Annotated in this window: 29 protein-coding genes and 1 riboswitch; of the genes, 15 read left to right on the top strand and 14 right to left on the bottom strand. The window is 69.0% G+C overall.

Annotated elements, in window-relative coordinates:
* Positions 1-354: 354 nt before the first annotated feature.
* The 3 genes from ACIBHX_RS39215 to ACIBHX_RS39205 all read right to left on the bottom strand — a co-directional run bounded on the left by ACIBHX_RS39215 (position 355) and on the right by ACIBHX_RS39205 (position 2412).
* Positions 355-528, bottom strand: a complete 174-nt coding sequence (locus tag ACIBHX_RS39215; RefSeq protein ID WP_397072523.1) for a hypothetical protein — start codon at positions 526-528, stop codon at positions 355-357.
* Positions 529-683: 155 nt separating this feature from the next.
* Entirely contained in the window at positions 684-1451 is a 768-nt protein-coding gene (locus tag ACIBHX_RS39210; RefSeq protein ID WP_397072536.1) for an ABC transporter ATP-binding protein, read from the bottom strand.
* 46 nt (positions 1452-1497) lie between these two features.
* Positions 1498-2412 carry an ABC transporter permease gene (locus tag ACIBHX_RS39205; RefSeq protein WP_397072522.1) on the bottom strand — a complete coding sequence of 305 codons (915 nt, stop codon included), beginning with the start codon at positions 2410-2412 and terminating at the stop codon, positions 1498-1500.
* 473 nt (positions 2413-2885) lie between these two features.
* Here ACIBHX_RS39205 and ACIBHX_RS39200 point away from each other — a divergent pair, with 473 nt between their 5' ends.
* The 5 genes from ACIBHX_RS39200 (at position 2886) to ACIBHX_RS39180 (ending at position 8562) form a co-directional block, all read left to right on the top strand.
* Positions 2886-4520: an ABC transporter substrate-binding protein gene (locus ACIBHX_RS39200; protein ID WP_397072521.1), complete on the top strand. Its 1635-nt coding sequence runs from the start codon at positions 2886-2888 to the stop codon at positions 4518-4520.
* Between the two features lie 94 nt (positions 4521-4614).
* Positions 4615-5559: an ABC transporter permease gene (locus tag ACIBHX_RS39195; protein ID WP_397072520.1), complete on the top strand. Its 945-nt coding sequence runs from the start codon at positions 4615-4617 to the stop codon at positions 5557-5559.
* Positions 5552-6529, top strand: a complete 978-nt coding sequence (locus tag ACIBHX_RS39190; RefSeq protein WP_397072519.1) for an ABC transporter permease — start codon at positions 5552-5554, stop codon at positions 6527-6529. The genes ACIBHX_RS39195 and ACIBHX_RS39190 overlap by 8 nt, the downstream gene beginning before the upstream one ends.
* A gap of 4 nt (positions 6530-6533) precedes the next feature.
* Complete coding sequence (locus ACIBHX_RS39185) at positions 6534-7562, top strand: ABC transporter ATP-binding protein (protein WP_397072518.1); 1029 nt, start codon at positions 6534-6536, stop codon at positions 7560-7562.
* Positions 7555-8562, top strand: a complete 1008-nt coding sequence (locus ACIBHX_RS39180; RefSeq protein ID WP_397072517.1) for an ABC transporter ATP-binding protein — start codon at positions 7555-7557, stop codon at positions 8560-8562. The genes ACIBHX_RS39185 and ACIBHX_RS39180 overlap by 8 nt, the downstream gene beginning before the upstream one ends.
* A gap of 54 nt (positions 8563-8616) precedes the next feature.
* Here the strand turns inward: ACIBHX_RS39180 and ACIBHX_RS39175 are convergent, their stop codons facing one another.
* The 6 genes from ACIBHX_RS39175 to ACIBHX_RS39150 all read right to left on the bottom strand — a co-directional run bounded on the left by ACIBHX_RS39175 (position 8617) and on the right by ACIBHX_RS39150 (position 13552).
* Positions 8617-8979 (bottom strand): hypothetical protein, encoded by a 363-nt coding sequence (locus ACIBHX_RS39175; protein WP_397072516.1) that lies wholly within the window; start codon positions 8977-8979, stop codon positions 8617-8619.
* 91 nt (positions 8980-9070) lie between these two features.
* On the bottom strand, positions 9071-10261 hold the full coding sequence (locus ACIBHX_RS39170) for a lipid-transfer protein (protein WP_397072515.1): 1191 nt from the start codon (positions 10259-10261) through the stop codon (positions 9071-9073).
* The gene (locus tag ACIBHX_RS39165) at positions 10258-10662 is read right to left on the bottom strand and encodes a Zn-ribbon domain-containing OB-fold protein (protein ID WP_397072514.1); all 405 of its coding nucleotides are present in this window, start codon (positions 10660-10662) and stop codon (positions 10258-10260) included. The genes ACIBHX_RS39170 and ACIBHX_RS39165 overlap by 4 nt, the downstream gene beginning before the upstream one ends.
* Positions 10663-10688: 26 nt before the next feature.
* Complete coding sequence (locus ACIBHX_RS39160) at positions 10689-11849, bottom strand: S8 family serine peptidase (protein ID WP_397072513.1); 1161 nt, start codon at positions 11847-11849, stop codon at positions 10689-10691.
* Complete coding sequence (locus ACIBHX_RS39155) at positions 11846-12589, bottom strand: hypothetical protein (RefSeq protein ID WP_397072512.1); 744 nt, start codon at positions 12587-12589, stop codon at positions 11846-11848. Before ACIBHX_RS39155 ends, ACIBHX_RS39160 begins: the two co-directional genes overlap by 4 nt.
* A 156-nt stretch (positions 12590-12745) precedes the next feature.
* Positions 12746-13552 (bottom strand): S-adenosyl-l-methionine hydroxide adenosyltransferase family protein, encoded by an 807-nt coding sequence (locus ACIBHX_RS39150; RefSeq protein ID WP_397072511.1) that lies wholly within the window; start codon positions 13550-13552, stop codon positions 12746-12748.
* A gap of 117 nt (positions 13553-13669) precedes the next feature.
* Here ACIBHX_RS39150 and ACIBHX_RS39145 point away from each other — a divergent pair, with 117 nt between their 5' ends.
* From ACIBHX_RS39145 to ACIBHX_RS39135, 3 genes are read left to right on the top strand one after another with little or no spacing between them, the layout of a single operon-like run.
* Entirely contained in the window at positions 13670-13972 is a 303-nt protein-coding gene (locus ACIBHX_RS39145; protein ID WP_397072510.1) for a DUF3263 domain-containing protein, read from the top strand.
* Positions 13973-13993: 21 nt separating this feature from the next.
* Positions 13994-14782: a trehalose-phosphatase gene (otsB, locus tag ACIBHX_RS39140; protein WP_397072509.1), complete on the top strand. Its 789-nt coding sequence runs from the start codon at positions 13994-13996 to the stop codon at positions 14780-14782.
* A 26-nt stretch (positions 14783-14808) separates the two neighbouring features.
* The gene (locus tag ACIBHX_RS39135; protein WP_397072508.1) at positions 14809-15378 is read left to right on the top strand and encodes a hypothetical protein; all 570 of its coding nucleotides are present in this window, start codon (positions 14809-14811) and stop codon (positions 15376-15378) included.
* Here the strand turns inward: ACIBHX_RS39135 and ACIBHX_RS39130 are convergent.
* Together ACIBHX_RS39130 and ACIBHX_RS39125 are read right to left on the bottom strand one after the other, a co-directional pair.
* Positions 15356-16519, bottom strand: a complete 1164-nt coding sequence (locus ACIBHX_RS39130) for an MFS transporter (protein WP_397072507.1) — start codon at positions 16517-16519, stop codon at positions 15356-15358. The genes ACIBHX_RS39135 and ACIBHX_RS39130 overlap by 23 nt on opposite strands.
* Positions 16519-17943, bottom strand: a complete 1425-nt coding sequence (locus ACIBHX_RS39125; RefSeq protein ID WP_397072506.1) for a trehalose-6-phosphate synthase — start codon at positions 17941-17943, stop codon at positions 16519-16521. The genes ACIBHX_RS39130 and ACIBHX_RS39125 overlap by 1 nt, the downstream gene beginning before the upstream one ends.
* Positions 17944-17974: 31 nt before the next feature.
* Here ACIBHX_RS39125 and ACIBHX_RS39120 point away from each other — a divergent pair, with 31 nt between their 5' ends.
* The 5 genes from ACIBHX_RS39120 to groL all read left to right on the top strand — a co-directional run bounded on the left by ACIBHX_RS39120 (position 17975) and on the right by groL (position 22645).
* Entirely contained in the window at positions 17975-18529 is a 555-nt protein-coding gene (locus ACIBHX_RS39120; protein ID WP_214326468.1) for an RNA polymerase sigma factor, read from the top strand.
* A 70-nt stretch (positions 18530-18599) separates the two neighbouring features.
* Positions 18600-18740: riboswitch (SAM riboswitch) on the top strand.
* A gap of 13 nt (positions 18741-18753) precedes the next feature.
* Complete coding sequence (gene thrC, locus ACIBHX_RS39115) at positions 18754-19983, top strand: threonine synthase (protein WP_397072505.1); 1230 nt, start codon at positions 18754-18756, stop codon at positions 19981-19983.
* Positions 19984-19998: 15 nt separating this feature from the next.
* Complete coding sequence (locus tag ACIBHX_RS39110) at positions 19999-20274, top strand: MoaD/ThiS family protein (protein WP_397072504.1); 276 nt, start codon at positions 19999-20001, stop codon at positions 20272-20274.
* A gap of 236 nt (positions 20275-20510) precedes the next feature.
* Entirely contained in the window at positions 20511-20711 is a 201-nt protein-coding gene (locus ACIBHX_RS39105; RefSeq protein ID WP_397072503.1) for a cold-shock protein, read from the top strand.
* A gap of 305 nt (positions 20712-21016) precedes the next feature.
* Entirely contained in the window at positions 21017-22645 is a 1629-nt protein-coding gene (groL, locus tag ACIBHX_RS39100; protein ID WP_397072502.1) for a chaperonin GroEL, read from the top strand.
* 64 nt (positions 22646-22709) lie between these two features.
* On the opposite strand, the gene ACIBHX_RS39095 is transcribed toward groL, so the two are convergent.
* Together ACIBHX_RS39095 and ACIBHX_RS39090 are read right to left on the bottom strand one after the other, a co-directional pair.
* The gene (locus tag ACIBHX_RS39095; RefSeq protein ID WP_397072501.1) at positions 22710-23135 is read right to left on the bottom strand and encodes a GNAT family N-acetyltransferase; all 426 of its coding nucleotides are present in this window, start codon (positions 23133-23135) and stop codon (positions 22710-22712) included.
* A gap of 57 nt (positions 23136-23192) precedes the next feature.
* Positions 23193-23723, bottom strand: coding sequence for a YbhB/YbcL family Raf kinase inhibitor-like protein (locus ACIBHX_RS39090; protein WP_397072500.1), 531 nt, complete (start codon positions 23721-23723; stop codon positions 23193-23195).
* Positions 23724-23797: 74 nt separating this feature from the next.
* On the opposite strand from ACIBHX_RS39090, the gene ACIBHX_RS39085 reads away from it, so the two are divergent.
* Positions 23798-23905: an FAD-dependent oxidoreductase gene (locus tag ACIBHX_RS39085; protein WP_397072499.1), complete on the top strand. Its 108-nt coding sequence runs from the start codon at positions 23798-23800 to the stop codon at positions 23903-23905.
* Positions 23906-23923: 18 nt separating this feature from the next.
* On the opposite strand, the gene ACIBHX_RS39080 is transcribed toward ACIBHX_RS39085, so the two are convergent.
* Entirely contained in the window at positions 23924-25966 is a 2043-nt protein-coding gene (locus tag ACIBHX_RS39080; protein WP_397072498.1) for a HelD family protein, read from the bottom strand.
* Positions 25967-26058: 92 nt separating this feature from the next.
* Between ACIBHX_RS39080 and ACIBHX_RS39075 the strand changes: the two genes are divergently transcribed.
* Complete coding sequence (locus ACIBHX_RS39075; RefSeq protein ID WP_397072497.1) at positions 26059-26385, top strand: hypothetical protein; 327 nt, start codon at positions 26059-26061, stop codon at positions 26383-26385.
* Positions 26386-26435: the final 50 nt, after the last annotated feature.

Raw genomic sequence — 26435 nt, 5'->3', positions numbered from 1 at the left:
TGCGGGTCGCCTGCGGCGCAGGGACCGGCCCGTACTGGGGCGGCCGGCGTGCTCAGTGCCGAGCACGCCGGATGCCCGGGATGGAAGGAAGGACCGACGCGTCGGTCGGAGAGGGCCTGGTGCCGCTGCTCTCGCGGTCGACCGCGCGGGCATCGAGGTCAGCTGCGGACGCGCATCGGCCTCATGGCGGACCGGGGCGGACGCGCCCCTGGTCCGGGGCTGCCCCCGAACAGCAGGCCGCGCTGCAGAGTGGCCTGCTGTCGGGGGCGCACCTGCCGCCGACCCTTCGCGGAGGGCCGGCGGTTTCGTCATGTCGCAGGGCAGGCGGATGCCGTGCTGGGTGAAATGCTGCGGTCAGGGAAGACGGACGCCCGTGCGCCGGGCTATCTGGGCTTGCAGTCTTGCCATCTGCCAGTGCAAATCGAGAAGCTGCTCCGCGAGCTGCACCCGGGGAATCTCGGTCACATCCTCGATGGCCAGGTGGTCGATCGCAGTCGAGAGCTCTCCCATCGCGCGCCCCCACTCCATCAGTGTCCCTTGGGGTCGAATTAACGTTCGAATTCTATCGGAACACGGGTCTCGGTGTCAGTCGTTTGCCCCCCGTGTCGCGCGAGTTTCCGCACACGTGATCGACTGTCGGGCATGCCGAGAGAGCGGCGCGAGCCGTACCGCTGAGCGGGGTTCTAGCCCTTGTTGTAGGCGGCGATGACCTCGGTCGGGTCGCCATCCATCTTGATCTTGCCCTTGTGCAGCCAGATGACCCGGTTGCAGGTCTCCTCGATGACCTTGAGGTCGTGGGCGACGAGGAAGACGGTGCCCGCGGACTCGCGGATCTGCTTGATCCGCTCCTCGCTCTTCTTGCGGAAGTCGCGGTCACCGGTGGCCAGCGCCTCGTCGATGAGGAGCACGTCGTGGGTCTTGGCCGAGGAGATGGCGAAGCGCAGGCGCGCGCCCATGCCGGAGGAGTACGTCGACATCGGCAGCTGAACGAACTCGTCGATGCCGGAGAAGTCGACGATCTCCTGGTACTTCTCCCTGACCTCGGCGGGCGTCATGCCCATCGCGTAGCAGCCGAGGACGATGTTGCGCTCGCCGGTGAGCTCGCGCATGAGGGCCGCATTGACGCCCAGCAGCGAGGGCTGGCCGTCGGTGTAGACGCCGCCGCTGTGCGGCGGCAGGAGGCCGGCGATGGCGCGCAGCAGCGTGGACTTGCCTGAGCCGTTGCGGCCCACGATGCCGATGGCGTCGCCGTGGTAGGCCACCAGGGTCACGCCCTGGACGGCGTGCACCTCCTTCATCTGCGGCCTGCCCTGCCGCTTGAGGATGCGCGTGAGGGCGTTGACCGCGTTGCCCTTCTCCGCGTCCGTGGCCGCGCCGTAGACGCGGTAGACGATGTGGAGGTCGTCGACGATGACGGTCGGGGTGCCCGTCGGGGCGTCCACGGGTCGCATGCCCGTGGGCTCCTCGCCCTTCACCTTTGACAACTCCTCGATCAGTTCAGCCACGCCCGTACCTCTCCTCGGCGCGCCAGAAGTACCAGAAGCCGAAGCCGAGTGCGAACACTGCCCAGAATACGCAGCTGCCCAGGACCCAGAGCCGCGGCCCCTGGTCCTTGAGCAGGATGTCACGGCCGAACTCCATGAAGGAGGCCGCCGGGTTGAGATACATCAGCTTGGCCACCCAGTCGGGCAGCTTTGCCTGGTGGATCCTGTCCTCGATGGAGAAGAAGACGCCGGAGGCGTACAGCCAGGTGCGCATGATGAACGGCAGGAGCTGGTTCATGTCGCGCACGCCGGCCCCGACCCTGGCCATCACCAGGCTGGCGCCCACGTTGAACAGTGACTGGACCGCCAGCAGGACCGGCAGCAGCAGCCAGTACCAGGTGGGGAGCTCTCCGGTGATGACGATCAGGACCAGCAGCACGCCCATCGAGACGGCGAGCTGCTGCAGCTCCTGGATCGTGTACGCCAGCGGCAGCGAGGCCCGGGGGAAGTGCAGCGCCCTGATGAGCGACAGGTTGCCGGAGATGGACTTGGCCCCCGCGGTGACCGAGCGCTGGGTGTAGGTGAAGATGAACATCCCGGTCAGCAGGAACGCCGGGTAGTTGTCGATGTGCTTGTTGCCCCCCAGGATGACGCCGAACATCACGAAATAGATCGCGGCGTTCAGCAGCGGGGTGAGCACCTGCCACAGCTGGCCGAGGGCCGAGCTGGAGTACTTCGAGACGTTGCGCGAGGTGGCGTACGTCAGGATGAAGTGTCGTCGCTGCAGCAGCTGGCGCATGTAGACAGGGAACCTCGGCCGGGCGATCGCACGGCGAAGTCCGTATCTCTCGGCGAGCTTGGCCAGCGGCTCCTGCCCGCTTCGGCCGCCCGCCTGGGCGTCCGCGACTGCGGATTCCGGCTGGCTCATGGCATGGACTCTATTGGATCCGGGTCGATGGGGTGCCCGCCATGGCTGGTTCGGGCGCAGTCAGTTGGACGACGTCTTGACGGGAACGGTTCCAAGGCACAGTCAAGACAGGTTCAACGGTAGCTCAGCGAAGCCGGCCGTGACGGGAACGGCACGAGCACTGTCCGCTCGAGGGTACTTTTACCCAACTGTTCCTCCAGGCGACCTGTCAGGTTGCGTCCTGTTTACCCGCTAGTGGGGCCATTACGGGATATGTCTGTGACGCTGGATAACGACACGTGTGACCGAACTGCAATGTGGCAGAGACGCGCTGGTGGCAACTCTTGAGGGATAGTCGCGATCGACTGGCAGGGCGTCGGCTGGTTTGACCATGTCAGCCAAAGCCGGGGGATTACCAGGACCTCCGTCAGGCTGCATCAGAAGCACGCAGCTCAGCGCTTACGCCCACCTGTAGAGGGAGGAAATTCTTCACCATGCGTGTTACTAAGGGCGCACAGATCGTCGCCGGTACCGCGCTGCTGGCCCTCGCGCTTGCCGCGTGTGGCGGCGGCTCCACCAGCGGCAACACGACTGCGGCTGGTGGCGAGACCCCAGTCCGCATGGAACTAGGCGAGCCGCAGAACACCCTGATCCCCACCAACACCACGGAGACCGAGGGTTCCGAGGTTCTGGCCGCCATCTTCGCACCGCTGGTGCGCTATGACGAGAACAAGAACCCGGTCGAGGAAGTCGCCCAGTCGATCACGACCGATGACAACAAGGTCTGGACGATCAAGCTCAAGTCCGGCTACACGTGGCAGAACGGCGAGCCGCTCATCGCCCAGAACTACGTGGACGCTTGGAACTTCGGCGCCAACCAGGACAACGCCCAGAACGGCGGCTACTTCTTCGGCCGCATCGACGGTTACGCCGACCTCAACCCGGGCACGGGCAAGCAGGTCGCGACCAAGGAGATGAAGGGCCTCAAGGCCGTCGACGACAGCACGCTCCAGGTCACGCTGAGCGCGCCGTTCTCCCAGTTCAAGACCATGCTGGGCTACACGTCGTTCTACCCGCTGCCCAAGGCCGCCTTCGGCGCCGACGGCAAGGTCACCGCCGAGTTCGGTGAGAAGCCGATCGGTCAGGGTCTGTTCAAGCTGGACAAGCCCTACAAGAAGGGCAGCGACCAGACTCTCGAGCTGTCGGTGTACGACAAGTACCAGGGCGCCAAGCCGAAGAACTGGACCAAGCTCGAGTTCAAGATCTACACGAGCTCCGAGACCGCCTGGAACGACCTGCAGGCCGACAACCTCGACATCCACGACTCGCTGCCCCCGTCGGCGATCGCGAGCGCGAAGACCGTGCTGGGTGACCGCTACCAGGACCAGGCGGACGCCGGCGTCGGCTACATCGGCTTCCCGCTGCAGTACAACCCGGACTACAAGGACGTCAAGATGCGCGAGGCCATCTCGATGGCCATCGACAGGAAGACCATCACCGAGACGGTCTTCTCCGGCACGCGCTCCCCGGCCGACGACTTCATCAACCCCGCCATCGCCGGCTACCGCCAGGGCGCCTGCACGGCCTGTGAGTACAACCCCACCAAGGCCAAGGAGCAGTACGCCGCGGCCAAGGGCCCCCAGAAGCTCGAGCTCGGCTACAACGCCGACGGTGGGCACAAGGAGTGGATCGAGGCCGTCGCCAACAACCTGCGCGCCAACCTCGGCGTCGAGGTCACGGTGAGGCCGTTCGAGAAGTTCGCGGCCATCCTGGACGACCTGCAGGGCAAGAAGTACAAGGGCATGTTCCGCATGGGCTGGGCGATCGACTACCCGTCCGCCGAGGACTACCTGACCCCGATCTTCTCCACCGGCGCCATCGCCAACGGCTCGAACTACGCCGGCTACTCCAACAAGGACTTCGACGCCACGGTCGCCAAGGGTGACCAGGCCTCGTCCCCTGAGGAGGCGCTGAAGCAGTATCAGGCCGCCGACGACATCCTGCTCAAGGAAATGCCGTACATCCCGGTGTACTTCTACCGGAACAACTCGGGCTACTCCACCAAGGTGAAGAACGTCCACGTCAACCTGCTCAACCAGATCGACTGGCCGCAGGTCGAGAAGTCCTGACGATCCCCTTGAGGGTCCGCTAGAGGACAGCCGCCCAGGAGCACGTAACCCTCGGGCTCCGGCGGCTGTCCTCTAGGCATGTACGGAGGCTTGAATGGCCCGATATGTAATTAGGCGCCTGCTACAGGCGATACCTGTGCTCATGGGTGCCACGCTGCTCATCTTCACCGTCGTCTTCGCGTTGCCGGGTGACCCCATCGCATCGTTGGCCGGTGAGAAGCGGATGGACCCCAACATCGTCCAGATCCTGCGCGACCAGTACCACCTCAACGACCCCCTGTTGCTGCAGTACTGGTACTACATCAGCGGCGTGCTGTTCCGCGGCGACCTGGGCACCACCTTCGCCAGGGTCCCGGTCTCGGAGTTCATCGGGAGCAAGTTCCAGGTCACGCTGAACCTGGCGATGACCGCGCTGGTGATGGAGGCGATCATCGGCGTCGGCCTGGGCCTGTGGGCGGCGCTGCGGCGTGGCAAGGCCACGGACACCATGATCCTAGCCTCGACGCTGATCCTCATCTCCGTCCCCACCCTGGTGACGGGCTTCGTGCTGCAGCTGTGGCTGGGCGTCTGGCTCAAGGGCGCGGTCGGCTTCGAGGTGTTCCCCGTCGCGGGCACCACGGGCGGCTTCAAATCCTATCTGCTGCCGGGATTCGTGCTCGCGGGCACGTCGATCGCCTATCTGACACGGCTGACCAGGACGAGCCTGGTGGAGACGCTGAGATCGGACTACATCCGCACCGCCACGGCCAAGGGACTGTCCAGACGCCGGGTGATCGGCAGACATGCGTTGCGCAACGCGCTGATCCCGCTGATCACGTATCTCGGCGCCGACCTGGGCAACCTCATGGGCGGCGCGGTCATCACCGAGACGATCTTCAACCTCGGGGGCATCGGCAACCAGCTCTACCTGTCGGTCTACCTGCGGGAGCAACCGGTCGTCGTCGGCATCGTGACAATCCTGGTGCTCATCTACATCGTGGCCAACCTGGTCGTGGACATGATGTACGCCGTGCTCGACCCGAGGATTCGCTATGAGTGAGACCCCGCCGCACATCGGCCCGATGCGTCCGGACACGCAGACGCTGAGCGTGGATCAGGTCATGGCGACTCCGTCGCCGGGCTCGGGCAAGCACAAGAAGAAAGAGGGCAAGCCGGCCAGCCTCTGGACCGACGCCTGGTACGACCTGAGGCGCAAGCCCATGTTCGTCATCTCGGTGGTCCTGATCGCCGTCCTGCTGGTCATCTCCATCTGGCCGTCGCTGTTCACCTCGATCAACCCGTTCGACGCCAAGACCTGCGACCTGTCCACCGCCAGGCACCTGCCAAGCGCCGGACACCTCTTCGGCAAGGACAGCCAGGGCTGCGACGTCTACGCCAGGGCGATCTACGGAGCGCGCAACTCGATCGTGATCGGCGTGCTGACCACGGTCATCGTGGCGATCGTCGGCGGCCTGCTCGGCCTGATCGCCGCGTACTACGGCCGGGCGGTCGACACGCTGTCATCCCGGGTGACGGAGATCTTCTTCGCCATCCCGCCGATCCTGGGTGCCCTGCTGATCGCCGCCACGTTCCGCGGCACGATCAACAGCATCCTGCTGGTGGTGATCGCGCTGGCCGTGCTCGGCTGGCCGATGACGTTCCGCATCATGCGGGCCGCGGTGATCACGGCCAAGAACCAGGACTTCGTGGTGGCGGCGCGCGCCCTGGGCGCGAGTCCCGGCCGCATCATGTTCCGCCACCTGATGCCCAACGCGCTCGCCCCCGTGATCGTCATCGCCACCATCAACCTCGGTGGGTTCATCGCGGCCGAGGCGGCGCTGTCGTTCCTGGGAGTCGGCGTGCAGTCGCCGGACATCTCGTGGGGCCTGATGATCGCCGACGCGCGCAACCGGTTCCTCGAGGCGCCCCTGCCTCTGGTGTTCCCCGCCGTGTTCCTGAGCATCACGGTGCTCGCGTTCATCATGCTCGGCGATGCCGTACGCGACGCTCTCGACCCCAAGCTCAGGTGATCACATGAAGAACACGACGACGGAAGTGTTGCCCGCCGAGGGAGGGCTGGGTAACGAGCCGTTGCTGGCGGTCGACGACCTGCACGTGGAGTTCCACACCCGCGCGGGCGTGGTGCGCGCGGTCAACGGCGTGAGCTATTCGCTGAACCCCGGCGAGACGCTCGCGGTGCTGGGCGAGTCGGGTTCCGGTAAGTCCGTGACCGCCCAGGCGATCATGGGCATCCTGGACATGCCGCCGGCGCGGATCCCCCGCGGGGAGATCCGCTTCCGGGGCACCGACCTGCTCAAGCTGTCGGAAGAGGCCCGCACGCAGGTCCGCGGTCAGCGGATCGCGATGGTCTTCCAGGACGCGTTGTCGGCGCTGAACCCGGTGTTCACCGTCGGCTGGCAGATCAGCGAGATGTTCCGGGTGCACCGCGGGATGTCCAAGCGCGACTCGCTGAAGAAGGCGGTCGAGCTGATGGAGCGGGTCCGCATCCCCGCCGCCAAGCAGCGGTTGAACGACTACCCGCACCAGTTCTCCGGCGGTATGCGGCAGCGCATCATGATCGCCATGTCGATCGCGCTCGACCCCGAGGTGCTCATCGCCGACGAGCCGACCACCGCGCTAGACGTGACCGTGCAGGCCCAGATCATGGAGCTGCTCGGCGAGCTGCAGCGCGAGAGCAACATGGGCATGATCCTGATCACCCACGACCTCGGCGTCGTCGCCGACGTCGCGGACAAGATCTCGGTCATGTACGGCGGGCGGATCGTGGAGAACGCGCCCGTGCACGACATCTACCGTGCGCCCGCCCACCCCTACACCAAGGGCCTGCTCGAGTCGATCCCCCGGGTCGACCAGAAGGGCCAGGACCTGTACGCGATCAAGGGCACGCCGCCGAACCTGCTGGACATGCCGACCGGCTGCGCCTTCCACCCCCGCTGCCCCTACCGTCAGGACACCTGTGTGACCGAAGTCCCGCCGCTGCATCAGATCAGCTCCTCCCGCAGCAGCGCCTGTCACTACTGGAGGGAGGTCGTCGATGGCTGAGACCATCCTGGAGGTGCGCGACCTGGTCAAGCACTTCCCGCTGACCCAGGGGATCGTGGTCAAGCGGCAGATCGGTGCGATCAAGGCCGTGGACGGCGTCTCGTTCGAGCTCGCCAAGGGGGAGACCCTGGGCATAGTAGGCGAGTCGGGCTGCGGCAAGTCCACGCTGGCCAAGGTGCTGATGGCGCTGGAGCGGCCGACGTCCGGCTCGGTGAAGATCAACGGCCGGGACATGGCCCGCGCCAGGGGCTCCAACCTCAAGCGGATGCGCCGCAACATCCAGATGGTGATGCAGGACCCCTACACCTCGCTGAACCCGCGGATGACGGTCGGCGACATCGTCAGCGAGCCGTTCGACATCCACACCGAGGTCGCGCCGAAGGGCGACCGCCGGCGCAAGGTGCAGGAACTGCTCGAGGTGGTCGGCCTCAACCCCGACCACATCAACCGGTACCCGCACCAGTTCTCCGGCGGCCAGCGCCAGCGCATCGGCATCGCCCGCGGGCTGGCGCTCCAGCCGGAGATCATCGTCTGCGACGAGCCGGTCTCCGCGCTGGACGTGTCGATCCAGGCGCAGGTCATCAACCTGCTCGAGCGGCTGCAGAACGAGTTCGACCTGGCCTACATCTTCATCGCCCACGACCTGTCGGTGGTGCGCCACATCGCCGACCGCGTGGCCGTGATGTACCTGGGCAAGCTCGTCGAGCTGGGCAAGGACGTCGAGGTCTACGACAAGCCCGCGCACCCCTACACCCAGGCGCTGCTGTCGGCCGTCCCGGTCCCCGACCCGGAGGGCCGCGAGCAGCGCGAGCGGATCATCCTGCAGGGTGACCCGCCCTCGCCGGCCAACCCGCCCTCGGGCTGCCGCTTCCGCACCCGGTGCTGGAAGGCCCAGGAGATCTGCGCGCAGGAGGAACCGCTGCTGCAGATCCGGCCGGGGACGGCGCACGAGAGCGCGTGCCACTTCGCCGAGACGCACGACGTGGTGCACGTCGGCTGACGGCGCGACGAAGCCCTCCGCGGTGATCCGTGGGGGGCTTCGCCGTGTCCGGCCTCAGTCGCCGTACTCGTCGGCCTCGTCGTCCTCGTCCAGGTCGGCGTGCGCGCCAGGGAAGGCGCGGGTCAGGCTCGTCAGCGTGTCCACGTTCGGCGCGGGGAAGGCGCTGATCAGCCTCTTCAGCGTGTCGGCGTCCAGGGCGCCGCCGGTGAGGTCGGCTGCGGTCTTGAAGGTCGGGACGGTTCTGGTGAACTTGTCCACCTGGCCGAGGACCGGCAGCGAGCACAGGACCCGCAGGCTCAGGCCGTACAGGCAGCGGTCGGCGTACTGCGGTGTGGTGGTCCGGGCGGCGGCGACGCCGGAACCGCCCGCCAGGACGAGGCCGAAGACGGCCGAGGCGGTGAGAATGGGGCGGATCATTGGTTCCCCCGAATCCGATGACAATCCGCTACAGTCAGTAACTGACTGTGATCAGTCTATGGCCTACCCCTGCTCTCCGGGCCGACACCCGCTACTTCGTGGCGATGATGGCCGACCCATGACCGAACAGACCCTGGTTGACGGCCAGGCCCACCCGGGCGCGCTCCACCTGGCGCGGGCCCGCCGTCCCGCGCAGCTGGGAGGTCAGCTCGCACACCTGGGCGATGGCCTGCGCGGGGATGGCCTCGCCGAACGAGGCGAGCCCGCCGGAGGGGTTGACCGGGATCCGCCCGCCCAGCGCCGTGTCGCCCGCGCGCAACAGCTTGTCCGCCTCACCCGGCCCGCAGAGCCCGACGTCCTCGATCCAGTCGAGCTCCAGCGCCGTGGACAGGTCGTAGACCTCGGCGAAGGAGACCTCGCGCGGACCGAGCCCCGCCTCCTCGTAGGCGGCGAGCGCGATCGACCCGCGGAAGGGCCGCTCAGGCGCCGGCACCGCGGCGGTGGAGTCGGTGGCGAACTCCGGCAGCTCCAGCACCGTGTTCGGGAAGACCGGCGTGACCGTGGAGACCGCCGCGATCCGCACCGGATCCGTGACGCCCAGCCCGGCGGCGTAGGCGGCCGAGGCCAGCACCAGCGCGGCGCCGCCGTCGGAGGTCGCGCAGATGTCCATCAGGTGCAGCGGGTCGGCCACCATCGGCGAAGCCAGCACCTCCTCGGCCGTGACGGTCCTGCGGTAGCGGGCCATCGGGTTCAGCGACCCGGCCAGCGCGTTCTTGACCTTGACCGCGGCGAAGTCGGCAGGCGTCGAGCCGTGCAGCGCCATCCGCCTCCTGGCGTACAGCCCGAAGTAGGCCGGGTTCGTGGCGCCGAGCAGCCGGAAGCGCAGCCAGTCCGGATCGTCGGCCCGCTGCCCGCCCACCGGCTTGAAGAAGCCCTTGGGCGTGGAGTCGGCGCCCACGACCAGGGCCACGTCGCACAGGCCTGCCAGGATCCGCGCGCGCGCGATGTCGATCGCCTGCGCTCCTGAGGCGCACGCCGCGTAGCAGGAGGCGATGCGGGCGCCCGACCAGCCCAGCGCCCGCGCGTAGGTCGCGCCGGACACGAAACCGGGATAGCCGTTGCGGATCGTGTCGGCTCCCACCACGAACTGCACGTCGGTCCACGCGATCCCGGCGTCGCGCAGCGCGGCTCTCGCCGCGGCCACGCCGTACTCCTGGAAGGGCCTGCCCTGCTTGCCCCACGGATGCATGCCGGTGCCCAGCACCACCACCTGGCCGCTCACGAGGGCCTGCCCCACATCCACACCAGCGGCCCGTCGGCCAGTGGCCCGTGCGTGAGCTCCAGCTCCATGCCGATCTCCAGTTCGTCGACGGTCAGGTCCCTGACCTGACCGAGCACCACCAGCCCTGCCCCGTCCAGCTCCACCGCCGCCAGCACGATGGGGATGTACGGCTCGGCCGCGACGTAGGGCTCCGGTGGGGCGTAGCAGGCGTTGGTGTAGGACCAGACGCGGCCGCGGCGGGGGAGCCTGGTCTCCTCCAGGCGCTCGCCCTCGCAGTGCGGGTTGCGGCACAAGCCGTGCTGCGGCGGGAAGCAGGCGGTGCCGCAGTCGGCGCACACGGTGCCGATCAGCTGGGTGCCGGCCTCGTCGATGGCGAACCAGCCGTCGATCGCTAAGGTCATAGGCAGGAGTATCACACAAGCGCTTGCTAGGTTGAATCCCTCCCGCGCCGCCGGTGCAGCACGATCACCCTGGCCGACATGCCCGCGGTCAGCAGGATCATGGCGATCACCACGGCCAGCCGGGAGGTCGACTCCTGCGCGGGCGGGCCGTCGCCGAAGTAGGCCGAGCGCGGCCCCGCGGCCGTCGAGGCGGGCGCGGCCAGCCGGTCGGCCTCACGCAGGGCCAGCAGCGCGTTGGCCACGCCGTGGCCGTAGGCGCTGTCGTAGCCCTTGGCGGGGCGGTGCCGGGTGCCGCGCTCGATGGCCATGCGCACGTGGTACGGCGACAGGTCCGGGTGGGCCGACCTGATCAGCGCGGCGATGCCGGCCACCATGGCCGCCGCCGAGCTGGTCCCGTCGCCCACCACGTAGGAGTCGGCGCCGTCGGCGCTGACGATCTCCGTGCCGGGCGCCACGACCGACAGGTAGTCCTGGCGGTTGGAGTAGGCGGCCACCTTCAGGCGCTTGTCCACGGCGCCCACGGCGAGCACGCCCGGATAGGCGGCGGGGAAGTTCTTCCTGTTGGTGGTGTCGCCGTCGTTGCCCGAGGAGGCGACCAGCATGGCGCCGCGCGCGACGGCGTACTGCACGGCCTCCTCCTCGGCGGCCGAGCCCTCCCACGCGCCGCTGCCGCCGCCCAGCGACATGCTGATGACGCCGGCGCCGTGGTCGACGGCGTAGCGGATGCCCCGGGCCAGGCCGTCGCGGCCGCCCGCGCGCTGCTTTTCGCGCAGCGGATCGCCGTTCTCCAGCGTGACCCGCACCGACAGGATGCGCGCGGCGGGCGCCACCCCGACGATGCCTTCCCTGTCACCCGTGCCGTGGCCGTGCCCGGCGATCAGACTGGCCATCGCGGTGCCGTGGTGCCCCCACAGCGGCCTGTCCCGGGCCGCGCCCGTCAGGTCGGGCCCCTCGGTGACGCTGCCCGCCACGTCGGGGTGGCGCGCGTCGACGCCGGTGTCGAGCACGGCCACCGTCACGCCCGCGCCCTTGCTGAGCTTCCACGCCTCGGGCAGGCGCAGCGCCGAGATCTGCCACTGCCGGGCCCGGGCCGCCGAGCCGATGTCGTCGGCGTCGTCCTGACCCGCGCCGGTGAACAGCAGCGCGGTGAGGCAGGCCGGGAGCAGCCCGGCCAGCATCCGCGTCATCTGGTCAGGACCCTGTGCAACTCCGCGGCCAGCTGCCTGGCGACCCCCGCCAGCCTGCTCGGCGGCGCCACGCCGGGCCGGTAGGCCCTGCCGTCGGCGTATCCCGCCGCGGTCAGCACCACGTACCGGTCGTTGGCGAAGGAGATCGCGCCCGTCACGTACTGCCGCTCGCCGAACCGCTCGGCCGGGCCGTCGGGGAAGGCCACCGGTCGCACGCTCGGCACCCGCCCGCTGCCCGAGGTCACCAGGGCGCCCAGCGAGCCACCCGGCTCGCCGGCCCACGCCGTGCTCGCCAGCCCGCCGGAACTGCCCGCCCACGCGGCGCCCTCCGGCCCCGCTGCCGTGATGCCCGCCGCATCGCCGCCGGCCAGCGCCAGATGCTCGGCCGCCGAGCCGCCCATGCGGGCCAGCGGAGTGCGGGTGCCCTTGCCGTCCAGGACGGCGATGCCGACCGTGGCGACGTAGGTCTGGGTGCTGTCGGCGTACGTGGCGCGCAGCGCGGTACGGCAGCCGGGCAGCGCCCTGAGGGCGGCAGGTTGGAGCGCCTCCCGGCAGGGCGCCTCGGGAGCGATGCCCTCGAGCACGTAGGTCACCCGAGCCCCTGAGGGGCTGGACCCGGGCACCGTATCGGGAAAGACGCGCGAAACCGGCCACTCGTGCCACCGCTCGGGGACGGGCGGCTCGGCCGAGGGCCAGACCAGATTCAGTAGGGACAGCAGCACGACGGATAGTTGGAACACGCCGACCTCTGGAGAAGGGGGGAGGGAGGCCCGATCTGGTCGTGCATTCTGGCATGCGATCGACGCTGCAATCCGACGCTTCAGTAAACAGACCGATACGCGGAGTAATTCCCTTCTGCCACTTTCGCACCACTAAATCGGGAAAAGTCGGGACATTTAGGGTGTTGGTGACAGGCGAACATGCGCGCCCGGCGGCAATCCCAGCCGCTGCGCCGCATCACCGGCGTTCACCGCGATCGCGATCAGCCCCGCGGAATCGGCGAAGGCCACCAGCTCGCCCGGCGGCACCGCCGCGTACGTCTCACGGAACGGCATCGACAGCTGCCGCCGCCCCAGCCGCACGCCCAGCGTGTCGCCTGTCCGCACGCCCAGCGCGGCCAGATCGCCCGCCGCGATCGACAACTGCGTGTTGCCGTAACGGTCGACCGAGACCACCTCGCCCTCCACCGAGCCCTCACGGATCACCGAGGTGGGCTCAGGCAGCGACACCAGCCTCCCCAGCGGGAACGCCGGCCCCAGATCGGCGGCCCGCAGCCCGCAGCACAGCCGCCCGGCCACCGGGGAGTACACGTCCCGCCCGTGGAAGGTCGGCGAGACCGGGTGCAGGAAGTACTCCTCGTTGCAGATCTCGTACGCCGCTCGCGCCCCACCGCTGGCGTGGATCGCCCACGACAGCAGCCCGTTGTCCGGGCCGATGAAGATCCGCCCGCCCGCCTCGACCGCCACGGCGCGTCTCGCCCCGCCCGCGCCCGGGTCCACCGCACCGATGTGGACGCCCTTGGGTAGATACGGGATGGTCTGCGCGAGGATCGCGGCGCCCCGCCGTACATCGCCGGAAGGCACCAGATGGCACACGTCGATTACCCGGGCCTCCGGAGCGATCCCAGCAATCACTCCATGACAAGCCGCCACATAGCCATCTTCCAGCCCATAGTCGGTGAGAAGCGTGATGACTTGGGTCACATTTAGTGACTGTACGTCTCCCAATCCGCCGTGAACACCCGTACTCGGCACATTACGATGGCTGCGGGCCGCGTGCGCACGACGCGATCGTCGGGCGCTCCCACCGAGGAGGAGACCATGGACACTGCACCGGTCAGCGGTGACAGTGCTGCCCAGGAACCATCCCGCCACCCTCTCTCCGACCGTGATCTCGAGCTCCTCGCCTTCGAGCGCCAGTGGTGGCGCTACGCGGGTGCCAAGGAGCAGGCCATCAAGGAGACCTTCGGGTTCTCCGCCACCCGCTACTACCAGCTCCTCGGCGAGCTCATCGACCGACCCGAAGCGCTGGAGCAGGACCCCATGCTGGTCAAGCGGCTACGCCGGCTGCGGGCCTCGCGACAGCGCGAGCGCGCCGCCAGACGGCTCGGCATGCGCCCCTGACCGGCTGGGTACGGCTGCCGCGTGAGGAACATCCCTGGAATCCAGGCAATACTGAAAGACCCCGCGGGCGCGGTGATCGGGCTCGACTTCGACGGCACCCTGGCGCCGATCGTGCCCGATCCCGCCGCGGCGCGGATCCACCCCCAGGCAGGCGCCGTCCTCGCCGAGCTCGGCAGGTACGTGGGAGCCGTGGCCATCGTCACGGGACGGCCCGCCGCCACCGCCCTCGAGCTCGGACCGGGGCTGGCCGACGTGCCGGGGCTCGTCGTGCTCGGCCACTACGGGTTCGAACGCTGGGAGAACGGGCGCATCAGCGCGCCTCCGCCACCACCCGGGGTCCCCAGGGCCGCGGCGGAACTGCCGCTGCTGCTCGATTCGCTCGGCCTGCGCGGCGTCACGATCGAGGACAAGGGCCGCGCCGTCGCCGCGCACACCCGCCGCAGCCCCGACCCCGACGGCTACCTGGCCGTCCTGCGCGAACCCCTGGCCAAGCTGGCCGAGAAACACGGCCTGGTCGTCGAGCCCGGCCGCATGGTCCTGGAACTGCGCCCGCCCGGCATGGACAAGGGCCACGCCCTCGGCCTCTTCCTGGCCGAGCGGGCGGCTCGCTCGGTCATGTTCGCCGGCGACGATCTGGGCGACCTGGCCGCCTTCGACGCCGTCGACGCCTCGGGCCTGCCGGGAGTGAAGGTCTGCAGCGGATCGGCCGAGGTCACCGCCCTGGCCGAACGGGCCGACCTGGTCGTCGACGGCCCCGAAGGCGTGGTGGCGCTGCTGCGCGAGCTTTGCGACAGCCTGCAACCCGGCTGAAAGTGCGCGTGGCTAGGGTCGCGCCCATGAGGAGATCCTTACTGGCCGTGGCAGCGATCGCCGCCACCGCCACCGCTCTGGTCGCGCTTCCCGCCCACGCCGCCACCGCCAAGCTGAGCTTCCGCGGCATGACGCTCACCCTCCCGAGCGGCTGGAAGGTCTCCGGCAAGGGCGACTGGCTCAAGGTGGTGACCGGCACGTGCGCCAAGCCGAAGGCGGGCTACAACGGGCAGGAGTGCCAGGCCTTCTGGGTGTTCGGCCCCAAGGCCATCAAGGAGGGCCAGGAGCTGTTCAACCCCTACACGGGCAAGCGCCCCTACTACCCGGCCACCGACGTGCAGCCGTGCCCGATCAAGCGCAAACTGGCCCAGAGCTTCGACAAGCCGAAGGCCGAGGGCCTGCGCCAGGTCGGCCCCGGCCACAAGGCCGCCTACCGGGCGTGGAACTTCTCCTGCCGTCCTTACGAGCACCTCGAAACCGTGAAGCTGCACTACGTCCAGCGCGAATGGTTCCTGCCCAAGAGCAGGATCCTGGTCGTGGACCAGTTCGGCACCCCTGGCCTGGACGCGGTGCTCAAGAACGCCTCCTGGCAGTGAGCACCCCGCCGACGGCCAGGCCGATCAGGACGGGCACCAGCAGGAACGCCGTCCGCGTGCCGAAACCGTCGGCCAGCGCGCCCAGCACGAACGGCCCGACCGCCATCGCCGCGCCCGCCCACATCGGCGAGGCGGCCGCCGCCAGGTCGGGCCTGCCGCCGGAGTTGCCGATCATCGCGGACAGCGCCAGCGGGAAGTGCAACGAGATGCCCAGCCCGCTCAGCGCCAGCCCCGCATAGCCGAGCACCGGCTCGGTGGCCATCCAGAAGATCAGCCACCCGGCGCCCGCGACGGCCAGGGCGCCGGTGAACAACCGCGTGTGCGGCACCCGCAACGCCAGCTGCGCCCCCGCGAAACGGCCCGCGGCCATCCCGGCGATCAGCGCGCTCAGCCCGGTGGCCGCCGTGGCCACGCTCAGCCCGGTCCGCGCCGCCAGCAGCGAGGCGGCCCACAGGTTGAAGGAGAACTCCAGCGCCACGCAGCAGCACAGCACCGCCCCGCTCACGTGGAAGCGCCACCCCGGTCCCGGCGCCGGGTCGAGCACGCGCTCGGGCGGCGGCGCGGGCGCCGAGGTCCACACCCGGCCCAGTGCCGCGGCCACCGCGAGCGTGAGCAGCGGCGTCACCAGCAAGGCCGCACGCCAGCCGAGCGCCGTGTTCGCCATCGCGCTGATCAGGAACGTGACAGAGCTGCCGATCACCACGCCGACCGCGTTGGCCTCGGTGATGGCCGCCGCCCCCGCCGGACCGTGGTGGTCGCTCAGCGCCGCCATCGCCGCGTACAGCATCAGCGAGCCGAAGCCCCCTGCCACCGCGTAACCCAGCAGCGTGAACGGCAGCGAGGAGGAGAACACCACCAGGACCACGCCGGCGTTCATGCCCGCCACGCCCAGCCAGGTGACCGTCCGCCTGCCGTACCTGCCCGTGAGGAACGGCAGGGCCAGGCCCGCGGCGATCGTGGCGACGGCCATCGCGGTGCCGTGCAGGCCGGCCACGGCGGCCGAGGTGCGCTCGTCGATGCGCAGCAGCGGCACGGCGGCGCTCAGGCCGTACAGGTAGGTGGCGAAGGCGCCGAGCTGCAGGTAGATGAGCCAGGTGGGCCGATCGCGTGATAACCGGGCGCGCTCGGACGTCTGCGGCATCAGGCCGTCCCGAGCGCGTCGAGCTGCGCGGCCATCCACCGCTGCGGCGGCAGCGCCGTCGCCGCCGCCCTGAGCGCCGCGCGGCGGCGACGGCGCTCCTCCTCCGGCATCACCAGCGCCTCGTGCAGGGCCTCGGCCGTCTCGCTGACGTCGTAGGGGTTGACCACCAGCGCGTGCTCGCCCAGCTCGGCCGCCGCGCCCGCCTCCCGCGACAGCACCAGCGCGCACCGCTCCGACAGCACCGGGCCCTCCTTGGCCACCAGGTTCATCCCGTCGCGGATCGGGTTGACCAGCAGCACGTCCGCCAGGCGGTAGGCGGCCAGCGAGCGCGGATAGTCGTCGTCGACGTTCAGGATCAGCGGGTCCCAGTCCTCGGTGGCGTACTCGTCCTCGATCTCCTTGGCGCAGCGCTGCACCGCGGCGGTGTACTCGCGGTATTCAGGCAGGTCGTGGCGCGAGGGGTAGGCGAAGGCCAGGTGGACCACACGGCCGTGCCACTCGGGGTGGGCCGCCAGGAACTCGCGGTAGGCCACCAGGCCGCGCACGATGTTCTTCGACAGCTCGGTCCTGTCGATGCGGACGATCAGACGGCGATCACCCACCTGCTCGCGCAGCGCGGTCACGTGCGACTCGACATCGGGCTCGCAGGCGCGGGCCCACAGCTGGTCGCCGTCCACGCCGAGCGCGTGCACGCCGATCTGGGTCGTGCGCCCCTCATAAGTAACGCTATTTTCGGAAATATCAGCACCTAGGAGGGCGGCGCAGCAGTCCATGAACGCCGACGCCCACCGCTTGGCCAGGAACCCGGCGTGGTCGGCGCCCAGGATGCCCTCGAGCACCTCCCTGGCCACCTCGTCGGGCAGCAGCGAGAAGTACTCGGGCGGCGCCCACGGGGTGTGGCTGAAGTGCGCGATGCGCAGGTCGGGCCGCTCGGCGCGGAGCATCGCCGGGGTCAGGGTCAGGTGGTAGTCCTGCACCATCACCCGCGCCCCATGGCCGGCCTCCTCGGCCAGCGCCATCGCGAACGCCCCGTTGTAGTCGCGGTAGGACTCCCACTCCCGCTGGAACCTGGTGCCGAACAGCGGCGCGTTCGGGGTGTTGTAGAGCAGGTGATTCACGAACCACAGCGTGGAATTCGCCACGGCGTTGTACGCCCGGTGGAACGTGGCGGGCGGAATATCCAGCATCCGCACCGCCCCGGTCTCGTAGCCGGCGAGATCCAGGCGGCCGCCGGGAGCCTGCCGTACGGCACTCCTGTCGCCGTCGGACAGAGCCGCGCAAACCCACAGGACACCCCCGTCCTTGGCCACTCCGGACAGCCCGGAAACAAGCCCACCACCACCGCGCCTCATGGTGAGAACCCCGTCGTCGGACACGGTGAACGACACGGGCCCTCTATTGGAGGCCACCAGGACGCTGTTCATTTGAGCTCCCTCCGACCATAGGATCCCAGCTATGGCGCTTGATGAGCTAACCGAGGAACTGGCCCGCTCCGCCGCCGCCGGAGATCATCGCGCACTCGGCGAGCTCCTGCGGCGGATCGAGCCCGATGTGTTGCGGCACTGCAGCCGGATCCTGCCGTATCACCAGGATGCGGAGGAGGCCTCCCAGGACACGTTGCTGGCCGTCGCGCGCAACATCGGGCGGTTCGAGGGGCGGGCGAGGTTCAGCACCTGGCTGCACATCGTGACCGCCAACTGCGCGCGGACCACCTACCGCACGCTGAAGCGCAGGGCGGCCGAGCAGAGCTCCGACGAACTGCCCATGCAGAAGCCCGACGTGCGCCGGGTCAGCGTGATCGCCGGGTCGCGGCTCGACCTGCTCGACGCGATGGAGGCGCTGGAGTCCGACAAGCCGGATCTGGCCCAGGCGCTGGTGCTGCGCGACATCGTCCAGCTCGACTACAACGAGGTGGCCGAGCAGCTCGGCATCCCGCTCGGCACCGCCAAGTCCCGCATCCACCAGGCACGCAAGTACGTCCAGGGCGTGCTCGGGGAGGACTACCGCTGAGTCTCATTTGCTGAGACGTTTTTCTGGGCCCCGTTGCGCCCGGGTACAGTACTGGTCAACAACCGAATATTGCTCATCCAGAGGGGTGGAGGGACCGGCCCTGCGAAGCCCCGGCAACCCTCCCGGTTTGAGACTCGCGACAGGGCGAGGCCGACCGGGACAGGTGCCAATTCCGGTCTGCGGTCAAGGTGGCCGCGGGCGAAGATGAGGGAAGGCCTCGCTTCATGTCGCTCGACTTTGGTCCTGCCGTCGCTCTGTCCTGCCGCGAGTGCGGCGCCCGTTACGACCTGGGTCCCAACTTCGCCTGTATCGAGTGTTTCGGGCCGCTCGAAGCGGCCTACGACTTCGGTACGGTGACCCGCGCGCAGATCGAGGCGGGTCCCACCAACATCTGGCGCTACCAGCCCCTGCTTCCGGTCCCCGCCGACGTGGCGTCCAAGCGGAACATGAACCCGGGCTGGACCAAGCTCGTCAAGGCGGACAACCTGGGCAAGGCCCTGGGGATCCGCTCGCTGCACGTCAAGGACGACTCCGGCAACCCCACCCACTCCTTCAAGGACCGGGTCGTGGCCATCGCCGTCGAGGCGGCCCGCAACTTCGGCTTCCACACGCTGTCGTGCTCCTCCACCGGCAACCTGGCCGGCGCCGTGACGGCCGCCGCCGCTCGTGCCGGGTTCGACGCGTGCGTGTTCATCCCCGCCAACCTGGAGCAGGCCAAGATCGCCATGGCCCGGGTGTTCGGCGGCAAGCTCATCGGCATCGAGGGCACCTACGACGAGGTCAACCGCTTCTGCTCGGAGCTGATCGGCGACCCGCTCGGCGACAAGTGGGGCTTCGTCAACGTCAACCTGCGGCCCTACTACGCCGAGGGTTCCAAGACGCTGGCCTACGAGATCGCCGAGCAGCTCGGGTGGAGGCTGCCGGAGCAGATCGTGATCCCGATCGCCTCCGGGTCCCAGCTGACGAAGATCGACAAGGGCTTCAAGGAGCTGATCGCGCTCGGGCTGGTGGAGGACACGCCGTACAAGGTCTTCGGGGCGCAGGCGCTGGGCTGCTCGCCGGTGTCGGCCGCGTTCAAGGCCGGGCACGACGTGGTCCAGCCGGTCAAGCCCGACACCATCGCCAAGTCGCTGGCCATCGGCAACCCGGCCGACGGGCCCTACGTGCTCGACATCGCCCGCCGTACGGGGGGAGCGGTCGAGGACGTCACAGACCCCGAGATCGTCGAGGCGATCAGGCTGCTGGCCTCCACCGAGGGGATCTTCGCCGAGACAGCAGGCGGGGTCACGGTCGGCGTGCTGAAGAAGCTGGTCGAGAACGGCACGCTGGACCCCGAGGCGGAGACCGTGGTGCTCAACACCGGCGACGGGCTCAAGACGCTCGACGCCGTCTCGGACGATGCCCAGCCGACGGCCGTGATCCGGCCCTCTCTCGACGCGTTCCGCGCGATCTGAAAGGAAGTTTTGGAAATGAGCGTGTCAGTGCGGATTCCCACCATTCTGCGCACCTACACCGGGGGTAACGCAGAAGTCAGTGGCGAAGGTGCAACTCTGCGTGAGGTGCTCGCGAAGCTCGACTCGGACTATCCGGGGATCGGCCCGCGGATTCTGGATGAATCGGGCAAGATTCGTCGTTTTGTCAACGTTTACATCGGCGAAGAGGACGTCCGATTCGCCGAGGGGCTCGACACCGCAGCCCCGGAGGGAGCACAGATCTCCATCATCCCGGCGGTCGCCGGCGGCTGACCCGCTGGACGAGAAGGCGCCCCTTGTGGGCGCCTTCCACATTTCTGGACAATTCAAGATTGAACAACTCAGCCCTGGATGAAATGCGGAGTTTTCCGATTGACTCTGTTGCCATACACCGTGCCACAGGTATGGTCGAGGGCGATCGTCTGGCTTGATTTCGCATAAGTCATGGCGATTGCGGGTCTCGCGAGAGGAATGGGCGAGATCTGTGAGCCCAGTAAGAGGAGTCGGAAGTGGCGCAGGGCACCGTCAAGTGGTTCAACGCGGACAAGGGCTATGGCTTCATCGCTGTTGACGGTGGTAAAGATGTATTCGTCCATTACTCAGCGATCATGATGGACGGATACCGCTCTCTCGAACAGGGCCAGCGTGTCGAGTTCGAGATCACGCAGGGACAGAAGGGGCCGCAGGCGGAGGGTGTCCGCGCGGTCTGACGTCATTGCACCGGCAGATCGCACGGCAGCGCAGTCCGTGCGACCTGCCACCCGTCTTACCGTTCGACCTGGGGTGCGGCGGGTCCTGAGGGGGACCCGCCGTGCCGTATGACCTGGGCAGGAGTGGCTGTCGCTTGCACTCGACGGGGTAGAGTGCTAAACAGTTCGTTGGCACTCTCTGATGCAGAGTGCCAGCACTGGATCGAGACGATGGGGTCTGCCGAACGGAGTTGCGGACCCATATGCCGTCGCGGGCGTCGGCTCGGTCCTTGAGAAGCCACCCTGCATCTGGGAGGTCTAGCCTTATGGCAGCCAAGATGATCGCGTTTGACGAGGACGCCCGGCGCGGTCTCGAGCGCGGTATGAACCAGCTCGCCGACGCCGTCAAGGTGACCCTGGGTCCCAAGGGCCGCAACGTCGTGCTGGAGAAGAAGTGGGGCGCTCCCACGATCACCAACGACGGTGTCTCCATCGCCAAGGAGATCGAGCTCGAGGACCCGTGGGAGAAGATCGGCGCTGAGCTGGTCAAGGAAGTCGCCAAGAAGACGGACGACGTCGCGGGTGACGGCACCACCACAGCCACCGTGCTCGCCCAGGCGCTGGTCCGCGAGGGCCTCCGCAACGTCGCCGCCGGCGCCAACCCGATGGCCCTGAAGAAGGGCATCGAGGCCGCCGTCGAGCGCGTCAGCGAGGAGCTGTCCAAGCTCGCGAAGGACGTGGAGACCAAGGAGCAGATCGCCTCCACCGCCTCCATCTCCGCCGCCGACCCCGAGATCGGCTCGCTCATCGCCGAGGCGATGGACAAGGTCGGCAAGGAAGGCGTCATCACCGTCGAGGAGAGCAACACCTTCGGCCTCGAGCTCGAGCTCACCGAGGGCATGCGCTTCGACAAGGGCATGACGTCGATGTACTTCGTCACCGACTCCGACCGTATGGAGGCGGTGCTCGAGGACCCGTACATCCTGATCGTCAACTCGAAGATCTCGGCCAACAAGGACCTGCTGCCCCTGCTCGACAAGGTCGTGCAGTCCGGCAAGCCGCTCCTGATCATCGCCGAGGACGTCGACGGCGAGGCCCTGGCCACTCTGGTCGTCAACAAGATCCGTGGCCTGTTCCGCTCCGTCGCGGTCAAGGCTCCGGGCTTCGGTGACCGCCGCAAGGCCATGCTGGGCGACATCGCGATCCTGGCCGGCGGTCAGGTCATCGCCGAGGAGGTCGGTCTCAAGCTCGAGAACGCCACCCTCGACCTGCTCGGCCGCGCCCGCAAGGTCGTCGTGACCAAGGACGAGACCACGATCGTCGACGGCGCCGGTGACGCCGACGCGATCGCCGGCCGGGTCAACGAGATCCGCGCCGAGATCGAGCGCACCGACTCCGACTACGACCGCGAGAAGCTCCAGGAGCGCCTGGCCAAGCTCGCCGGTGGTGTGGCCGTCATCAAGGCCGGCGCCGCCACGGAGGTCGAGCTCAAGGAGCGCAAGCACCGCATCGAGGACGCCGTTCGCAACGCGAAGGCGGCCGTCGAGGAGGGCATCGTCCCCGGCGGTGGCGTGGCCCTGCTGCAGGCCGGCGCCAACTCCTTCGACAAGCTCGAGCTCAACGGCGACGAGGCCACCGGTGCCGCGATCGTCAAGAAGGCTCTCGAGGAGCCCCTCAAGCAGATCGCGGTCAACGCCGGTCTCGAGGGCGGCGTCGTGGTCGAGAAGGTTCGCAACCTCACCCCCGGTGAGGGTCTGAACGCGGCCACCGGCGAGTACGTCAACATGTTCGAGGCCGGCATCATCGACCCGGCCAAGGTGACGCGCTCCGCGCTGCAGAACGCCGCCTCCATCGCGGCGCTCTTCCTCACCACCGAGGCCGTCATCGCCGAGAAGCCGGAGAAGAACCCGGCTGCGCCCGCCGGCATGCCCGGTGGCGGTGACATGGACTTCTAGTCCGTCCACGAAGAAGGGCGTCCGTAACGGGCGCCCTTTTTTCGTGCCCGCGTATGGCGCGCCGCTACAGCGGCTTCACCCAGCGGCCCCATTCGGGCTGGCGCCGATATCCGGCGGCGGACCAGGCGTGGTGGGCCAGCGTGTTGCCGTCGAGCACCATGGCATCGGCCCTGAACGCCCCGAACTCGGCGAAGCGCGCCTCGGCCGCGGCCAGCAGCGTCCTGGCCACGCCCTTGCGCCGGTGATCAGGATGTACGGCGAGCCGATACAGATGCGCCCGCCAGCCGTCCCACCCGGCGATCAGCGTGCCCACCATGTCGTCGCCGAGCTCGGCGATCATCAGGGCTTCTGGGTCGCGCTCGATCAGGGCGAGCACCTTGCCGGCGGAGTCACGCCGGTCGGTGCCCTCGGCGGCGAACAGCCAGAAGTCGAGCACGGCCTCGACATCCTCGACCGTCCCGGATCGGACCTTAACCCCGAACTCGCCCATAACCCGCGAAACTACCAGACCTCCCCGTCGCGGCCCGGGGCGCTTGCCGTACGCGAATCAGATGCCGAAGTGGGCGACGACGTGGCCGCGGGCCAGGGTGTTGGCGGTGATGTTGAAGCCCGCCACCGCGGGGCTGACCGAGTCGTCGATGCCGAGCTTGTCGACCCCGAGGGCGTGCACCGTGAAGACGTAGCGGTGCGGGTCACCGGGCGGCGGGGCCGCGCCGCCGTAGTCCTTGGAGCCGTAGTCGTTGCGGGCGTGGACGGCGCCCTCGGGCAGGCCCTTGAAGTCCGCCGACGTGCCCGCGCCCGTGGGGAGCTCCGTGACCGTGGCGGGGATGTCGAAGACGACCCAGTGCCAGAAGCCGCTGCCCGTGGGCGCGTCGGGGTCGAAGCAGGTGACGGCGTAGCTGCGCGTGTCGGCGGGCGCCCCGGACCAGCGCAGGTGCGGGGACTGGTTCTGCCCCGTCATGCCCCAGTCGTTGAAGACGTGGGCGTCGCTCAGCCGCTCGCCGTGGGTGATGTCGTCGCTCTCGACCGTGAGCGACGGGACGGAGGGCAGATGATCATGCGGAAGCGGTGCAGGCACGGCATCCTCCTTGGGTGAGAGCTCCTCGGCACCATCCTAGGAGTGGCCACGCCGGGCGCGGGTATCCCGGGATCATGGATGCCGACGTCGCCGTGGTGGGCGCCGCGACCCGCTGGGCGGGATACATGGACGGCGCGGTCGAATCCGGCCACCGCGCCGCCCAGGAATGCCTCACCGACTGACGCTCGGTGGAAGCCGGGTCAACCCGCCAGCAGTGCGGGGAGAGGTTTGCTGTGCAGGACCGTCAGGGAGGTGACGGCGCGGGTGAGGACCACGTAGAGGCGGGCCAGGCCGCGGGGTTCGGCGGAGACGATGTCAGCGGGTTCGAGGACGATGACGTGGTCGTACTCGAGACCCTTGGCCAGCGTCGCCGGGATGACCAGGACGCGGTGCTCCTCGGTCGACTCGGGACCCAGGACGGCGTGGGGGACGCCGGAGAGGTCCGAGGAGATCGAGGGGACCAGGTCGTCGGGGGCGATGACGCCGATCGAGCCCTCCCTGGCCAGCACCTCGCGGACCGTGTCGGTGATCGTGCCGCTGGGCCGTACCGTCAGGGAGCCGGCGCCGGGGCGCAGGGAGCGTGGCGGGGCGAGCTCGGGGGCGATGGCCGGGAGCAGCCGGGCGGCGAAGTCGAGGACCTCGCGCGGCACACGGAAGCCCAGCGTGAGCTCCGTGACCTCGCCGGTGGTCTGGCCGAGGTGCTCGAGGACGCTCTCCCACGAGCTGGTCGACCAGGGCGTGGTGCCCTGGGCGAGGTCGCCGAGGACGGTGGCCGATCCGGTGCGGCAGCGGCGGCCGAGCGCGCGCAGCTGCATCTCGGACAGGTCCTGTGCCTCGTCCACGACCAGGTGGCCGATCGAGGGAGTGCGCTCGATCAGGTCCGCGAGCTCGTCGAGCAGCGCCGCGTCGGCCGCCGACCACTTGGCGGACTTCCAGCTCCGGTACGGTCGTGTCGAAGACGCGCCAGACGAACGCTGTGGCCACAGGAGCATCTCCTGCTCGGAGGCCGAGATCTCGGTCTTGGCGCACGCCTGGGCGAGGAAGTCGGGGTCGGACAGCAAGCGGTAGAGGACCTGCGCGGGCACGAGCTTGGGCCAGACGGCGTCCACCAGCTCCTTGACCGGCTTGGAGCGGGCGACCGCGTCCTGGACCCGGTCGTCGGGCGACTCCCCGCGCTGCTCCATCCGCACCAGCACCTGGTGGGCCAGCCGCTGCGCCAGCGCCGCCCGCCCGGGACCGTAGCGGGTCGTGCCGCGCAGGGAGGCCACGATCTCGCGCACCTCGTGGTCGGCCACCCGGAAGCGGTAGACACCCTTGGTGTACACCACGCCCTCGGCGGGCTTGACGATGTGCAGCCACAGCGCCCGCTCGAGGACGGCGGCCATCCGCGCCGACCCCTTGATCGCGGCCACCTCGGGATCCTCCGGCGCCGCGTGGCCGCCGAGCAGTTCCATGGCCGTGGTCTGGTCGACCTTGACCTCACCGAGCGCGGGCAGCACGGAGGAGATGTAGGACAGGAACGCCTTGTTCGGCCCGACGATCATCACCCCGGCACGGGCGAGCCGCTCGCGGTGGGTGAACAGCAGGTAGGCGGCCCGGTGCAGGCCGACGGCGGTCTTCCCGGTGCCGGGCGCGCCCTGGACGCAGACGGTCTGGGCCAGCGCGGCACGGACGATCTCGTCCTGATCGGGCTGGATGGTGGCCACGATGTCGCGCATCGGGCCGGTGCGGGGGCGCTCGATCTCCTCGGTCAGGATCTTGGAGGCACCGCTCGCGGGTCCCAGCTCGGCGCCGTCCGCCAGCGATTCGTCCTCGAACGCGGTCAGCGCGCCGCCGTGGTATCCGAAGCGGCGCCGCCGTACGACGTCCATCGGGTCTGTGGGGCTGGCCTGGTAGAAGGCGCGGGAGACGGGGGCGCGCCAGTCGATGACGAGCGGGCGGCTGCCGCCGTCGTGCACGTGGCGGCGGCCGACGTAGATCGTGCCCGGCAGGTCGTCGACGGCGGCACGGTCGAGGCGGCCGAAGAACAGCGGGGTGTCGGGGTGGTCGGCCAGCGCGGCCACCCGCTGGTCGAGCAGCGACTGCAGGATCTGCTGCGAGACCCAGTCGCCGGCGGCGTCGGCCGACAGCGACTGCGCGTGCTCCCGCATCGCCTGCAGCGCCTGGCGCGACTCGGCCAGGTGGGCCTGCTCGGCCGCGAGGACGTCGGAGGGTATGTCGGGAGCCAATTGATGTCCGGGCATGCGAAAAGCACCTCTCGGCAGGTAGCGAATCGGACAGTCTAATCCGCGCCCCGGCAGGCTTCCAAAGCATTTACCGGGGGTAGGGGGAGGGCGTGGCACGCGTGCGGTTAGGGTTCTCACCGATCATCCCCACCATCGCGAGCTTCCTGCTCGCGGCGTTGTGGGGGCTGTCAGTGTTCGCCGGGTGGGGCCTGCAGGCGTTCTGCGACGGCTCCGCATCCTGCGCGGAACGGCTGGGTTCGGTCTCGACGATCTCGGGGCTGTTCGCGGTGCTGGCCGCCTGCTGCACGGCCGCCGCCTGGCTGCTGCCCGCCTCGCGGCGCGATCAGCGGACGTTCTCGCTGCTCATGGGGTCCGCGGTGGTGGCATGGGTGATCGCCGAGGGCGTGCTGTTCCTCGGCGGCCTGATTGCCAGCTGATTGCCAGGTAACCAAAAGCGAAAAATGCGGGCATACCAGGTGCGTTTGTC

The sequence above is a fragment of the Nonomuraea sp. NPDC050536 genome, from assembly GCF_044457685.1.
In the GTDB taxonomy this organism is placed as follows: domain Bacteria; phylum Actinomycetota; class Actinomycetes; order Streptosporangiales; family Streptosporangiaceae; genus Nonomuraea.
Note: the sequence above shows the minus strand (reverse complement) of the source record. Positions and strands in the feature narration are given on the sequence as shown.